General features: G+C 62.7%; 10 protein-coding genes. 4 read left to right on the top strand and 6 right to left on the bottom strand.

All coding sequences use genetic code 11. The features are described from left to right. Positions 1 to 54 precede the first annotated feature (54 nt). The 5 genes from fba to tkt form a co-directional block, all read right to left on the bottom strand. Positions 55 to 1119, bottom strand: a complete 1065-nt coding sequence (gene fba / locus DFR38_RS10775) for a class II fructose-bisphosphate aldolase (RefSeq protein WP_059285128.1) — start codon at positions 1117 to 1119, stop codon at positions 55 to 57. A gap of 109 nt (positions 1120 to 1228) precedes the next feature. Then, positions 1229 to 1858 (bottom strand): LysE family translocator, encoded by a 630-nt coding sequence (locus DFR38_RS10770; protein ID WP_059285129.1) that lies wholly within the window; start codon positions 1856 to 1858, stop codon positions 1229 to 1231. A gap of 74 nt (positions 1859 to 1932) precedes the next feature. Next, positions 1933 to 3108 (bottom strand): phosphoglycerate kinase, encoded by a 1176-nt coding sequence (locus tag DFR38_RS10765; protein ID WP_110313388.1) that lies wholly within the window; start codon positions 3106 to 3108, stop codon positions 1933 to 1935. Between the two features lie 394 nt (positions 3109 to 3502). After that, the gene (gap, locus tag DFR38_RS10760; protein ID WP_059285130.1) at positions 3503 to 4516 is read right to left on the bottom strand and encodes a type I glyceraldehyde-3-phosphate dehydrogenase; all 1014 of its coding nucleotides are present in this window, start codon (positions 4514 to 4516) and stop codon (positions 3503 to 3505) included. 115 nt (positions 4517 to 4631) lie between these two features. Continuing rightward, complete coding sequence (gene tkt, locus DFR38_RS10755) at positions 4632 to 6617, bottom strand: transketolase (protein WP_110313387.1); 1986 nt, start codon at positions 6615 to 6617, stop codon at positions 4632 to 4634. A 326-nt stretch (positions 6618 to 6943) separates the two neighbouring features. Between tkt and DFR38_RS10750 the strand changes: the two genes are divergently transcribed. Beyond that, on the top strand, positions 6944 to 7675 hold the full coding sequence (locus DFR38_RS10750; RefSeq protein ID WP_059285131.1) for a BPSS1780 family membrane protein: 732 nt from the start codon (positions 6944 to 6946) through the stop codon (positions 7673 to 7675). A 6-nt stretch (positions 7676 to 7681) separates the two neighbouring features. Here the strand turns inward: DFR38_RS10750 and DFR38_RS10745 are convergent, their stop codons facing one another. Further along, positions 7682 to 8152: a GNAT family N-acetyltransferase gene (locus DFR38_RS10745; RefSeq protein ID WP_059285132.1), complete on the bottom strand. Its 471-nt coding sequence runs from the start codon at positions 8150 to 8152 to the stop codon at positions 7682 to 7684. 170 nt (positions 8153 to 8322) lie between these two features. Between DFR38_RS10745 and parC the strand changes: the two genes are divergently transcribed. The 3 genes from parC to DFR38_RS10730 are packed head-to-tail and all read left to right on the top strand — an operon-like array spanning position 8323 to position 13530. Further along, positions 8323 to 10653: a DNA topoisomerase IV subunit A gene (gene parC / locus DFR38_RS10740; RefSeq protein WP_420865211.1), complete on the top strand. Its 2331-nt coding sequence runs from the start codon at positions 8323 to 8325 to the stop codon at positions 10651 to 10653. Then, entirely contained in the window at positions 10653 to 12206 is a 1554-nt protein-coding gene (locus DFR38_RS10735; protein ID WP_059285133.1) for a two-component system sensor histidine kinase NtrB, read from the top strand. The genes parC and DFR38_RS10735 overlap by 1 nt, the downstream gene beginning before the upstream one ends. Continuing rightward, positions 12199 to 13530, top strand: a complete 1332-nt coding sequence (locus tag DFR38_RS10730) for a sigma-54-dependent transcriptional regulator (RefSeq protein WP_211310754.1) — start codon at positions 12199 to 12201, stop codon at positions 13528 to 13530. Before DFR38_RS10735 ends, DFR38_RS10730 begins: the two co-directional genes overlap by 8 nt. The last annotated feature ends 387 nt before the right edge of the window (positions 13531 to 13917 follow it).

Below are 13917 nucleotides of genomic sequence, written 5' to 3'. Positions count from 1 at the left end.
GGCCAAGAAAAAACCCGCTGCAGGCAGCGGGTTGGTCGATTCAGCGGTGGCAGCTTATTTGACGATCTGCGCCAGCTGGCCCTTCAGATACAGATTGGCCATGGTGTCCAGATTGATGGCCTTGATCTTGCTGGCCTGACCGCAGGCACCGAAGGCTTCGTAGCGGGCGATACAGATATCGCGCATGGCCTCGGTGGAGGCTTTCAGGTATTTGCGCGGGTCGAATTCCTTCGGGTTTTGCGCCAGGAAGCGGCGGATGGCACCGGTGGAGGCCAGGCGCAGGTCGGTGTCGATATTCACCTTGCGCACGCCGTGCTTGATGCCTTCGACGATTTCTTCCACCGGCACGCCATAGGTTTCGCCCAGCTCACCACCGAATTCATTGATGATCTGCAGCCATTCCTGCGGTACCGAGGAGGAGCCGTGCATCACCAGGTGGGTATTGGGGATGCGGGCGTGGATTTCCTTGATGCGGTCGATGCGCAGCACGTCGCCGGTGGGCTTCTTGCTGAACTTGTACGCGCCGTGGCTGGTGCCGATGGCAATGGCCAGGGCATCCACGCCGGTGTCCTTGACGAAGCGGGCGGCTTCTTCCGGGTCGGTCAGCAGCTGGCTGTGGTCCAGCACGCCTTCGGCGCCCACGCCGTCTTCTTCGCCGGCCATGCCGGTTTCCAGGCTGCCCAGGCAGCCGATTTCACCTTCCACCGACACGCCGCAGGCATGGGCGAAGTTGACCACGGTGCGGGTCACTTCCACGTTGTAGTCGTAGTTGGCCGGGGTCTTGCCATCGCTTTTCAGCGAGCCGTCCATCATCACGGAAGAGAAGCCCAGCTGGATGGAGCGCTGGCATACGTCCGGGCTGGTGCCGTGGTCCTGGTGCATCACCACCGGGATATGCGGGAATTCTTCCACCGCGGCCAGGATCATGTGGCGCAGGAAGGGTGCGCCGGCGTATTTGCGGGCACCGGCCGAGGCTTGCACGATCACCGGTGCATCGCACTTGTCGGCGGCTTCCATGATGGCGCGCATCTGTTCCAGGTTGTTGACGTTGAAAGCCGGCAGGCCGTAGCTGAATTCGGCTGCATGGTCCAGCAGCTGACGCATGGAAACGAGTGCCATGAAAATCTCCTCAGATCATGCCGCGGTTTGGCGGCATGGGTTTCAAATCGGGGACTGCCTGCCGGGATACAGCGGCAATCCAATCAGGAATACGGGTAATGCAAGCCGCCTAATGGCGGGACACACCGGACAACAACAGGCCGGCACCGACAAAGGCCCCGCCGGATACCTGGTTCACCAGTTTCAGACGGCGGGCGCTATTGAGCCAGCCGGCCAGGCGGGCTCCGCCACTGGCATAGGCAAACTGCCAGGATGCCTCGATCACGTAAAACGTGGCCGCCAGCACCGCCAGCTGCGGACCCTGTGGCAGGCGCGCATCCATGAACTGCGGAAACAGCGCGGTGAAAAAGATAAAGGCCTTGGGATTGCTCATCGACACCAGAAAACCGGTGCGGAACATCATCCAGGGCGTGTGGCGGATGCTTTCGTCGTCGGCCACTTCCGTTACCGGTTGCGGTATCGCGCGCCAGGTCTTGATGCCCAGGTAAATCAAATAAGCGGCACCGGCGTATTTTACGATAGAAAACAGTTGTTCCGATGCGGCCAGCAAGGCACCCAGGCCAGCAGCCGAACCCAGCATGATGATGCCCAGGCCACTCATCAGCCCCAGGCAGGTCACGGCGGTGCGACGCACGCCATGGTGAATGCCGTGGGTCATGGCCAGCAGCATGTTGGGGCCGGGGGTGGCGGAAACAAAAAATACGGTGGTGACAAACAGCAACCAGGTATTCAAGGGCATGGCAGTACTCCGGCAAGGGTGGGGAGAATGGCACGATAGCCGCGCCATTCACTTGCATGTGGTGATGACTGCGATCAGGCGGCGCGTTCGCTCAGAATGGCTACCGCCGGCAGGGTCTTGCCCTCCAGGAATTCCAGGAAAGCGCCACCACCGGTGGAGATATAGCTGATGTCATCGGTGATGCCGTACTTGGCAATCGCCGCCAGGGTGTCACCACCACCGGCAATGGAGAAGGCCGGCGACTGGGCGATGGCCTGGGCCAGGGTCTTGGTGCCATTGCCGAACTGGTCGAACTCGAAGACACCGACCGGGCCGTTCCATACCACGGTGCCAGCCTTGGCAATGATGCCCGCCAGTTCGGCGGCGGAGTCGGGGCCGATGTCCAGAATCATGTCGTCAGCGCCAACTTCGGCCACCGGCTTGGTGGTGGCAGCGGCGGTTTCGGCAAATTCGGTGGCGCACACCACGTCGCTGGGCAGCGGTACATCGCCGCCACGGGCGCGGATCTTGGCAATCACCTTCTTCGCTTCGTCGACCAGGTCGGCCTCGGCCAGCGATTTGCCGATGTTCTTGCCTTCGGCCAGCAGGAAGGTGTTGGCAATGCCGCCACCGACGATCAGCTGGTCCACCTTGTCGGCCAGGGCTTCCAGAATGGTCAGCTTGGTGGAAACCTTGGAGCCGGCCACAATGGCCACCAGCGGACGCGCCGGGGCCAGCAGGGCCTTGCCCAGCGCATCCAGTTCGGCCGCCAGCAGGATGCCGGCGCAAGCGGTGGGGGCAAACTGGGCCACGGCGTGGGTGGAGGCCTCGGCGCGGTGCGCGGTGCCAAAGGCATCGTTGACGAATACGTCGCACAGGCTGGCGTAAGCCTTGCCCAGATCGGCATTGTTCTTCTTCTCGCCCTTGTTCAGGCGTACGTTTTCCAGCATCACCACTTCACCAGGGGCCACGCTCAGGCCGGCTTGCCAGTCGGCAACCAGCCGTACCGGCTTGCCCAGCAGGGTGGACAGGCGCTCGACCACCGGAGCCAGGCTGTCTTCCGGCTTGGGTTCGCCTTCGGTAGGACGGCCCAGATGGGTCATCAGGATGACGCCGGCACCGGCGTTCAGGCTGTGTTCGATGGACGGCAGGCTGGCGCGGATACGGGTGTCGTCGCCGATCACGCCATTTTTCACCGGCACGTTCATGTCAACACGGATCAGCACACGTTTGCCGGCCAGATCCAGCTCGGTCAGTTTGTTGAATTTCATCGGTGGCTCGCTTTTATCTGTTGAATGCAATTGGCGACCGCCTTCGTGGGGAAGGCCGTACTACCGTTGTTCAGGGCGGCGACAGCGTGAGCGCCAAGCTCATTCCCGGTGGGATGGCCTGCTGCGGTGCTGTTGCTGTCAGCTACTGTACCGGGCTGCCCGCAGGCTTAACAGATACCAGATCAAGTAGTGTATTTATTACAGCAGTATGGGCTTGCACGGCTGGCGGCAGGCTGCTAGCTGCAGCGCGAATACGGGCCGCCACCATGGCGGAGGCTGGGCGGGAGCGAGGCTCTACCGGGGCGCCAGCGGGTCGTTCATGGTAGCCGGCAGGCAGGGACGGTGATGACCGGCCTGCCGGTTTCCAGCAGCACGGCCCTGTCGGGCCGGCGGATTACTTGGCTTCGAACATGGCGCGTGCGGTTTTCAGCATCTGGTTGCTGAAGCCCCACTCGTTGTCGTACCAGGCCAGTACCTTCACCATATTGCCGCCAGTCACCTTGGTCAGGGTGGCGTCAAAGGTGGAGGCTTCGGTGCTGTGGTTGAAGTCGGACGAAACCAGCGGCAGGGTGTTGAAGCCCAGCACGCCCTTCATCGGGCCTTCGGCAGCAGCCTGCAGGATTGCGTTGACCTCGTCCTTGGTGGTGTCACGGCCAGACTTGAAGGTCAGGTCCACCAGCGACACATTGATGGTGGGAACGCGTACGGCGAAGCCATCCAGCTTGCCCTTGAGTTCCGGCAGCACCAGACCCACGGCCTTGGCAGCACCGGTCTTGGTCGGGATCATGTTTTCGGTGGCGGAGCGGGCACGGCGCAGGTCTTTGTGACGCACGTCGGTCAGTACCTGGTCGTTGGTAAAGGCGTGGATGGTGGTCATCAGGCCCTTGGTCACGCCAATGGTGTCGTTCAGTGCCTTGGCCACCGGTGCCAGGCAGTTGGTGGTGCAGGAGGCGTTGGACACCACGGTCATGGCGCTGGTCAGCACATCGTGGTTCACACCGTAGACGATGGTGGCGTCAACGTCGTCGCCGCCCGGTGCGGAAATCAGCACCTTCTTGGCACCGGCGTCCAGGTGGACCTGGCACTTTTCCTTGCTGGTGAAGGCACCGGTACATTCCAGTACCAGGTCCACATCCAGCGCTTTCCACGGCAGTTCGGCCGGGTTGCGGGTGGAGAAGAAGGGAATCTTCTCGCCGTTGATCAGCAGGTTTTCTTCGTCATGAGCGATGTCTGCCGGAAAGCGGCCGTGCACGGTGTCGAACTTGGTCAGGTGGGCGTTGGTGGCCAGATCGCCAGTAGCGTTGACGGCAACCACCTTGAAGTCGTTGTGCAGATCGTATTCGTAAATGGCGCGCAGTACCTGTCGGCCAATGCGGCCGTAGCCATTGATCGCGATGCGAATGGTCATGCTATTACTCTCCCGGAAAGTCTGGTGCCTCCCCGCGGGTGCGGGTCAGAATGGAGACACCATGAAAATAAGGCCACCCCTGCTTTGTTTTTGGATGGGGTGGCCTGTGCTTTATTTATTGGATGATGTTCTTGGTCTTGGCGACGACATTGTCGACGGTGAAGCCGAATTCCTTGAACAGCACGCCTGCCGGTGCGGATTCGCCGAAGTGGGCTATGCCGACCACATCGCCTTCCAGACCGACATACTTGCGCCAGAAGTCCGGCACACCGGCTTCAATGGCCAGACGCGGCAGGCCGGCCGGCAGCACGCTTTGCTGCCAGGCCTTGTCCTGCTGGTCGAACACATTGGTGCAGGGCATGGACACCACGCGCACGGCAATGCCTTCGGCTGCCAGTGCTTCCTGTGCCTTCAGCGCCAGTTCGATTTCCGAACCGGTGGCAATCAGCACGGCCTTGGCATCGGCTGCATCGCGCAGCACGTAGCCGCCACGGGCGATGTCCTGCACCTGCTGCGCATCACGCTGCACGAAAGGCAGGTTCTGGCGGCTGAGGATCAGGCTGCTCGGCGTGGTTTTCTGTTCGATGGCATGGGCCCAGGCCACCGCGGCTTCGGTGGTGTCACACGGACGCCAGGTGTGGTGATTCGGGATCATGCGCAGCGTGGCCACTTGCTCGACCGGCTGGTGGGTCGGGCCATCTTCACCCAGACCGATGGAATCGTGAGTGAACACGAATACCGGGTTGATCTTCATCAGCGAGGCCATGCGCAGCGCATTGCGGGCGTATTCGCTGAACATCAGGAAGGTGCCGCCGTAGGGGCGCAGGCCACCGTGCAGCGTCATGCCGTTCATGATGGCGGCCATGCCGAACTCGCGTACGCCATAGCTGATGTAGTTGCCGTTACCGGCCGCGTCTATCCACTTGGAACCAGACCAGTTGGTCAGGTTGGAGCCGGTCAGGTCGGCTGAACCGCCGACAAATTCCGGCAGGCTGGGCGAGAAGGCTTCCAGCGCAATCTGGCTGGCCTTGCGGGTGGCCACGGTCTGCGCAGCATCGACGATCTTGGCGATGGCGGCATCGCGGGCTTCGGCCCAGGCCGCCGGCAGTTCGCCCTGCATGCGGCGTTCGAATTCGGCAGCCAGTTCCGGGTAGGCGGCGCGATAGGCGTCAAACTGCTTGTTCCATGCGATCTCGGCCAGTGCGCCCTTGTCGCGTGCGCTCCAGGCCGCGTAGATCTCGGCCGGAATTTCAAACGGCGCGTGCGGCCAGTTCAGCGTTTCGCGCGCGGCGGCAATTTCCGCAGCGCCCAGCGGTGCGCCGTGTACGTCGTGGGTGCCTTGCTTGTTGGGCGAGCCAAAGCCGATGGTGGTCTTGCAGCAGATCAGCGTCGGGCGGTCGCCCTTCTTGGCGGTTTCGATGGCGGTGGCGATTTCCACCGGATCGTGGCCGTTGACGTTCTTGATCACCTGCCAGCCGTAGGCTTCGAAGCGGGCCGGGGTATTGTCGGTGAACCAGCCTTCGACGTGACCGTCGATGGAGATGCCGTTGTCGTCCCAGAAGGCGATCAGCTTGTTGAGGCCCCAGGTGCCGGCCAGCGAGCAGGCTTCGTGGCTGATGCCTTCCATCAGGCAACCATCACCCAGGAAGACCCAGGTGTTGTGGTCAACAATGGTGTGGCCGTCGCGGTTGAACTGGGCGGCCAGCATCTTTTCCGCCAGCGCCATGCCCACCGCATTGGTGATGCCCTGGCCTAGCGGGCCAGTGGTGGTTTCCACGCCCGGTGCATAACCGTATTCCGGGTGACCCGGCGTCTTGGAATGCAGTTGGCGGAAGTTCTTGAGGTCATCGATGGACAGATCGTAGCCGGTGAGGTGCAGCAGGCTGTAGATGAGCATGGAGCCGTGCCCGTTGGAGAGCACGAAGCGGTCACGGTTGGACCAGGAAGGATTGGCGGGATTGTGCTTCAGGTGATCGCGCCACAGCACTTCGGCGATATCAGCCATGCCCATCGGGGCGCCGGGGTGACCGGATTTGGCCTTTTCCACTGCATCCATAGACAGGAAACGAATGGCGTTGGCTAGCTCGGTTCGGGTGACCATTTCGGGAAAACCTCAAAAACAGTAAAGGGGGCGGGACAGAACCGGTACGACAGTGATTTTCTGCCGGCGCATGGCGCTGGCATGGATTAACCGTCGCTAAATCATGGAATTATCCCTGATTTTGCCGCATTGCGGCAACCTTCACGGCGCAGGTAGTGCGCCAGTTTCATGCAATTTCAATGCCCCGTGCCGGTGTGACGGCATGGTGGCAGACCCACCCTGCCACTGTGCCGCCGGTGTGCGGGCTTGACGCCACCCCCTCGCCTCATTGACAGTCGGCGGATGTTTTCCACATTTCACCACCAGCCATTCAGACAGGGACAAGCATGCAGACTGATTTCTCGGCACGCGTCGATGCACGCAAAGTGGGCTACACACAGGGCTGGCGCTGGATCGTGCAGGCTTTTTACCTGGTGCGGCAGCAGCCGCTGACCTGGATGCTGCTGGCCGGCAGCTATTTGCTCATCCACTTTGCCGTGGCGGCCATTCCGCTGCTGGGCGCCCCGCTCACCTTTTTTCTGGCGCCCATTTTTGCCGCTGCTTTTGTGCTGGCGGCGCAACAGGCCGAGCAGGGCGTGGAGCTGAAAATGGCAGCGCTGTTTGCCGGATTTCGTCTGGCACTGCGGCCCTTGCTGAATGTGGGAATGTTGTATCTGGCACTACTGCTGCTGGCGATGATGCTGCTCAGTGCGCTGATGCCCATGCTGGGCATCCATATGGCGGCGCCGCAGGCCGGGCAGGAGCTGCCACAGCTCAGCGGCCCCGTGGCGCCCTTCATGCTGCTCACTTCCGCGCTGATGTTTCTGCTCAGCCTGTGTTACTGGTTTGCCCCGGCGCTGGTGGTGCTGAACGGGCTGGGGCCGTGGCAGGCCTTGCGTGACAGCTTCCGCGCCGGCCTCGCCAACTGGCCGGCGGTGTTGCTGTCGGCCTTCATGCTGGCGCTGCTGCTGTTTCTGGCACTGCTGCCGCTGGGCCTGGGCCTGCTGCTGTGGTTTCCGGTGCTGTATGTCACCGCCTATACCGGCTGGAAAGACCTGTTCGCCGTACGGCAAGCCTGAGCTGGCTTAGGCGGCCAGGGTGCTGCGGCGCATGTCCACATGCAGGATGCCGCCATCGTCATAGGGCGCGGAGACGGCGACAAAGCCAAAGCGTTCGTACAAACCCTGGGCGGCGGTCTGGGCCGACAGCATGATGGGTGCCGCTGGCCATCGCTGCAGGCAGTGGTTCACCGCCTCGGCCAGCAGCTGGTTGCCCAGGCCCTTGCCACGCGCGGCCGGTTCCAGCACCACACGGCCAATGGCGGCGGCATCCGGGTATTTGCTGCCAGGGGCAATCAGCCGGGCATAGCCCAGCAAGCGGCCCTGGTCGTCGCGCCCCAGCAGGTGGTGACAATGCAGGTCGACACCGTCGACATCGCCGTAGATGGATTGTTGTTCCAGTACGAAAACCCGGTCGCGCAACTGCAGCATTTCATACAGTGCGTGCGGGGTAAAACCCTCAAACGGGTGGCATTGCCACTGCAACAGGCTGGCCATAGTAGAATTGCCCTCGATAATGAATGGCGCAGTGCCCTGCCCTCCCCGGCTGATGGCCGGTGTGCAGCTGGGCGGCACTGCAGATGAACAAGCTGAAACCCTATCACACAAGCAAGCCCTGCCCCATGAACAGTAACGATCTCTTTGACGAAGCGCTGCCCGCTGCCGGCATGCTGGTTCCCCCTGCGCCACCGGCTCCGCCGGTCGACGCGCTGACGGGCGACTGGATCCCGCTGGATGTCTATGCCGAACGCGCCTATCTCGAGTACGCCATGAGCGTGGTCAAGGGCCGCGCGCTGCCGGAAGTGGCCGACGGCCAGAAGCCGGTGCAGCGGCGCATTCTGTATGCCATGCGCGACATGGGACTGGCGCACGGTGCCAAGCCGGTGAAATCAGCGCGGGTGGTGGGTGAAATCCTGGGTAAATACCACCCGCATGGCGACAGCTCGGCCTACGAGGCGCTGGTGCGCATGGCGCAGGACTTCACCCTGCGCTATCCGCTGATCGACGGCCAGGGTAACTTCGGCAGCCGCGATGGCGACGGTGCCGCCGCCATGCGTTACACCGAAGCACGCCTCACCCCCATTGCCGAACTGCTGCTGGGCGAAATCGACATGGGCACGGTGGATTTCGTACCGAATTACGATGGCGCCTTCGAAGAACCCGCCCTGCTGCCGGCGCGCCTGCCCATGGTGCTGCTCAACGGCGCTTCCGGCATTGCCGTCGGCATGGCCACGGAAATCCCGCCGCATAATCTGACCGAAGTGGCACGCGGCTGCCTGGCCTTGCTGGCCAATCCGGAGCTGACGACGCGCGAGCTGATGGACTACATTCCCGGCCCGGACTTCCCCGGTGGCGGCCAGATCATCACCCCCTTCGACGACATCCTGGCTGCCTATGAAGGTGGCCGTGGCAGCGTGCGCGTGCGCGCCAAGTGGGAAGTGGAAAAGCTGGCGCGTGGCCAGTGGCGCGTCATCGTCTCCGAGCTGCCGCCCGGCTCGTCGGCGCAGAAGGTGCTGGCCGAAATCGAAGAAGCCACCAATCCCAAGCTCAAGACCGGCAAGAAGGCGCTGACGCAGGAGCAACAAAACCTCAAGAGCCTGATGCTGTCGCTGCTGGACCGCGTGCGCGACGAATCGGACAGCCAGTGCCCGGTGCGGCTGGTGTTCGAACCCAAGTCCAGCCGCCAGGACCCGGACGAGTTCATCAACATCCTGCTGGCGCAAACCAGCCTGGAAGGCAATGCCTCGATGAACCTGGTGATGATCGGTCTGGATGGCCGCCCGGCGCAGAAGGGACTCAAGGCCATTCTGTCCGAGTGGATCGATTTCCGCCGCAGCACCGTCACCCGCCGCCTCAAGCATCGCCTGGGCCAGGTGGAAAAGCGCATTCATATTCTCGAAGGCCGCATGATTGCCTTCATCCATATCGATGAAGTCATCCGCGTCATCCGTGAATCGGACGAACCCAAGCCCGACCTGATGAAAGCCTTCGGCCTGTCCGAAGCGCAGGCTGAGGACATTCTGGAAATCCGTCTGCGCCAATTGGCGCGGCTGGAAGGTTTCAAGCTGGAGAAGGAGCTGTCCGAGCTGCGCGAAGAGCGCGAAGGTCTGCGCCATGTGCTGGATACCCCGGACGCCCTCACCCGGCTGATCCGCGACGAAATCATGGCCGACACCGCCAAGTACGGCGACAAGCGGCGCAGTGAAATCAAGGCGGCCGAGCGCGCCGTGCTGACCCAGACCATCGCCGACGAGCCGGTCACCATCATCCTGTCGCAAAAGGGCTGGATCCGCGCCCGCGTCGGCCACAATGTCGATCTGTCGGCGCTGGCCTTCAAGGATGGCGATGGCCTGCACACCGTGGTGGAAACCCGCACCGTGTGGTCGGTCATCGTGCTGGACAACAAGGGCCGCGCCTACACCATCGACCCGGCGGATGTGCCCACCGGGCGTGGCGACGGCGTGCCGGTGGCCTCGCTGGTGGACCTGCAGGACAACGCCAAGCCGGCGCAGATGATTTCCGGCAAGGACGACGCCCGCTTCGTGGTGGCCGGTTCCGGTGGTTATGGCTTTGTGGCCAGGCTGTCCGACATGGCGGGCCGGGTCAAGGCAGGCAAGGCCTTCATGACGCTGGACGAGGGGGAAAGCGTGCTGACCCCGGTGGCGGTGGCCGCCCATGCCGATCTGGCTGCGCTGCGGCTGGTGGCGGCGGCGGACAATGGCCGTCTGCTGGCCTTCCCCGCCGGCGAACTCAAGGAAATGGCCAAGGGTCGTGGCCTGATGCTGATGGGGCTGGAGGCCGGTGAATCGGTCACCGCCATCGGTCTGGTCAAGGGCGACAAGGCGCTGCTGGCCACGGTATCGGTGCGCGGCAAGGTGGCCGACGAAAAACTGGCACTGGCCGAGTTCGACGCCAAGCGTGGCAAAAAAGGCAAGCTGATGCCGAAGAAATGGGCCGTGTCCGCCATTACTGACCTGCCCTCGGTCGAGACCGCCTGATGCTGGACCGCTCGCTGCCGCTGACCCCGCGCAAGGCACTGGCTTTCGTCAACGGCTTCCGCGCCCTGATGCTGCTGGTGCTGCTGTTCATGTCCCTGCTGCAAGGCACGGAAGGACAGCCGCTGGTCGACGGTGGTGCGCGTTTCTATCTGTGGTCGGCGGTGTATGCCGGGCTGATCCTCTGCTGGTTTGCCCTGCGCACCGGCAAGATCGCCCACACCCTGCAACTGTCGCTGGCCATTGCGGCGGACATCCTGATGATCGTGCTGCTGATGGGCATGAACGGCGGGGTGAAAAGCGGCTATGGCATGCTGCTGCTGCCCTATCTGGCGGTGGCCGGCCTGCTGTCCTCCGGCCGCTATGCCCTGTTCTATGCCTCCATTGCCACCGCCAGCCTGTTCGGCTACGTGGGCTACGAGCATTACCGTCACGAGGTGCTGTTTGGCAGTACCGCCGACCTGTTCCAGACCGGCTTGCTGTCGCTGGCCGGCTTCGTGACCTCGATGGTCACCTACCAGCTGGCGCGCGTGGCACGCGAGTCGGAAGAACTGGCCTCGCGCCGTGGCGGGGAAATTGCCAACCTTAACCGGCTGAATGAGCTGGTGCTGCAAAGCCAGCGCGACGCCGTCATCGTGCTGGATGAAACCGGCACCGTCCGCCAGTTCAATGCCCAGGCGGTACGCTATTTCCCCGGCATGCAGCGCGGCATCCTGCTGCCGGAACTGGCCCCGATTGTCGAACGCTGGCGCCTGAACAGCCATTCGCCCATGCCGGTATTTGTCGAGCGCAATGTGCGCGGCCGCCAGCTGGCCGGGCGCATGGTGCCGATTCTGGCCGGTGATCTGCGTGGCGTGGTGATGTTCCTGCGCGACATGGCCGACATGGCCGAAGAAGCCAAACGCATCAAGCTGGCGGCGCTGGGCCGGCTCACCGCCAATATCGCCCATGAAATCCGCAACCCGCTGGCCGCCATCTCCCACGCCGGCGACCTGCTGGCCGAAGGCGCGGAAGATGCCGCCACACAAAGGCTGACCCGTATCGTGCGCGACAACGCCCGCCGCATCAACGGACTGGTGGAAGAAGTGCTGATGCTGGGCCGGCGCGACCGGGTCAAGACCGAAACCATCAAGCTGTCGCAATTCCTGGCCGACTTTCTCGAACAGTTCGGCATGGCCCAGCCGGAAGCGGCCGGGCGCATCCTCACCACCTTTCACTGCAGCAGCAGCGTGTATTTCGACCGTGGCCACCTGGGACAGATCCTGTCCAATCTGGTGGCCAATGCCTGGCGCCACTCCTCGCGCGTGCATGGGGCGGTGCAGATCGAAATCAGCCAGCAGGAGTCGCAAGTGCTGATCCGCGTCATCGACGATGGCCCCGGCATGAACGACGAGGCCCAGTCACACCTGTTCGAGCCCTTCTTTACCACGGAAAGCAGCGGTACCGGCCTGGGCTTGTATATCGCCCGCGAACTGGCCGAGGCCAATGATGCCCGGCTCGACTACATCCCACCGGGCGGCGTTTTCCGTTTAAGCTGTCATCATGCCTATGAATAAGAAAGCCTTGCGCGTGCTGGTCGTCGACGACGAACCGGATATCCGCGAACTGCTGGAGCTCACCCTGATCAAGATGGGCCTGGAAGTGGTCACCGCCGGCAATGTCGGCGAAGCCACCGCCCGTCTGGCACGCGAGCCCTTCGACCTGGTCCTCACCGACATGCGCATGCCGGATGGCGAAGGTATCGAGGTGGTGCAATTCATTGCCGACCAGTCGCTGGATATTCCCAGTGCCATCATCACCGCCTATGGCAGCACCGAAAGTGCCGTCCGTGCCATGAAAGCCGGAGCCTTCGACTATCTGTCCAAGCCCATCAGCCTGGCGCAGCTGCGCACCCTGGTGAAATCCGTATTAAAGGTCGAAGGCAATGGCAAGCCGCTCAGCGTCGAGCGGCTGGTGGGCGACTCGGCGGCCATGCTGGAAGTACGCCGCATGGTGGACAAGCTGGCGCGCAGTCAGGCCGCCGTCTACATCAGTGGCGAATCCGGCACCGGCAAGGAGCAAGCCGCCCGGCTGATTCACGAACAAAGCGCACGCGCCGAGCGCCCCTTCGTACCGGTCAATTGCGGCGCCATTCCGGAAAACCTGATGGAAAGCGAGTTCTTCGGCTATCGCAAGGGCGCTTTTACCGGCGCCGACAGCGAGCGCGACGGTTTTTTCCAGCAGGCCAATGGCGGCACGCTGTTTCTCGATGAAGTCGCCGACCTGCCGCTGGCCATGCAGGTCAAGCTGCTGCGTGCCATTCAGGAAAAGAAAGTACGCAAGCTGGGCAGCCCGCAAGAAGAAGCCGTTGATGTCCGCATCATCTGCGCCACCCACAAAGACCTGGCCACGCTGGTCGAGGCCGGCCAGTTCCGCCAGGACTTGTATTACCGGCTGAATGTACTGCCACTGCGCATGCCGCCGCTGCGCGAACTGCGCGACGACATTCCCCGCTTCATCGGCGCACTGCTCGACCGCTTCGCCACAGCCGACAGCCGGCCCCGGCTGACCCCGGACGCCGTCAAGGCCATGCTGGCGTATAACTACCCCGGCAATTTCCGCGAGCTGGAAAACATCCTGGAGCGTGCCATCGCCCTGGCCGGCGATGACAAGGTCGACGTACTCGACCTGCAACTGACACCCTGCCCGCCACCAGACGATGAACAGAATGCCGAATACGCCGGCAGCGAACCATTGCAGGACTTTCTCGACCGCGTCGAGCGCGAGGCCATTCTCAAGGCACTGGATGCCACCCGCTTCAACCGCACCCAGGCGGCCAAGCTGCTGGGTCTCACCTTCCGCTCCATGCGCTATCGCATGGACAGGTTGGGTATCAAATAAACCCGCAGCAGAAGCGCATTGCCTCTATATAGAGTTCCGCATGCAAAAAGCCCGGCCCAGCCGGGCTTTTTGCTGCCTGTGTGCCGGATGAGGCCGGCTTTTTGCGTCAGATCGCCCGGTTTTCATGGCGGGCGCAGGCTGTTATCCGTCCGCTGCTATGTACTTGCAGCAAAGCCGTAATAAAACCCCCACGGCATAGTTGCTTGCTGCTCAGTCACTTAGCGCGCGGCGGGCCGGGATTTCAGCAAAATCTGCACTTTTCTTCACACAAAGTGTTGACGAGGGTGGGGCAGGGCGGTATAGTTCGCCTCCTCAGCAGACAACGCAGCGACGGAAACGAAACGCAGCGACCTGCACCGCTCTTTAAAAAACAGAATAACCGATAGG

This window comes from Aquitalea magnusonii, from assembly GCF_003202035.1.
In the GTDB taxonomy this organism is placed as follows: Bacteria; Pseudomonadota; Gammaproteobacteria; order Burkholderiales; family Chromobacteriaceae; genus Aquitalea; species Aquitalea magnusonii.
The sequence above is the reverse complement of the archived record's forward strand: the minus strand, read 5'-3'. Positions and strand labels throughout refer to the sequence as shown.

Bases quoted from the DNA above. Each gene is read 5' to 3' on its own strand.
- gap (WP_059285130.1), bottom strand. From the start codon at position 4,516: ATGACCATTCGCATCGCGATCAATGGCTACGGCCGCATTGGCCGACAG.
- DFR38_RS10735 (WP_059285133.1), top strand. From the start codon at position 10,653: ATGCTGGACCGCTCGCTGCCGCTGACCCCGCGCAAGGCACTGGCTTTC.
- tkt (WP_110313387.1), bottom strand. From the start codon at position 6,617: ATGGTCACCCGAACCGAGCTAGCCAACGCCATTCGTTTCCTGTCTATG.
- DFR38_RS10730 (WP_211310754.1), top strand. From the start codon at position 12,199: ATGAATAAGAAAGCCTTGCGCGTGCTGGTCGTCGACGACGAACCGGAT.
- DFR38_RS10765 (WP_110313388.1), bottom strand. From the start codon at position 3,108: ATGAAATTCAACAAACTGACCGAGCTGGATCTGGCCGGCAAACGTGTG.
- DFR38_RS10770 (WP_059285129.1), bottom strand. From the start codon at position 1,858: ATGCCCTTGAATACCTGGTTGCTGTTTGTCACCACCGTATTTTTTGTT.
- fba (WP_059285128.1), bottom strand. From the start codon at position 1,119: ATGGCACTCGTTTCCATGCGTCAGCTGCTGGACCATGCAGCCGAATTC.
- DFR38_RS10745 (WP_059285132.1), bottom strand. From the start codon at position 8,152: ATGGCCAGCCTGTTGCAGTGGCAATGCCACCCGTTTGAGGGTTTTACC.
- DFR38_RS10750 (WP_059285131.1), top strand. From the start codon at position 6,944: ATGCAGACTGATTTCTCGGCACGCGTCGATGCACGCAAAGTGGGCTAC.
- parC (WP_420865211.1), top strand. From the start codon at position 8,323: ATGCTGGTTCCCCCTGCGCCACCGGCTCCGCCGGTCGACGCGCTGACG.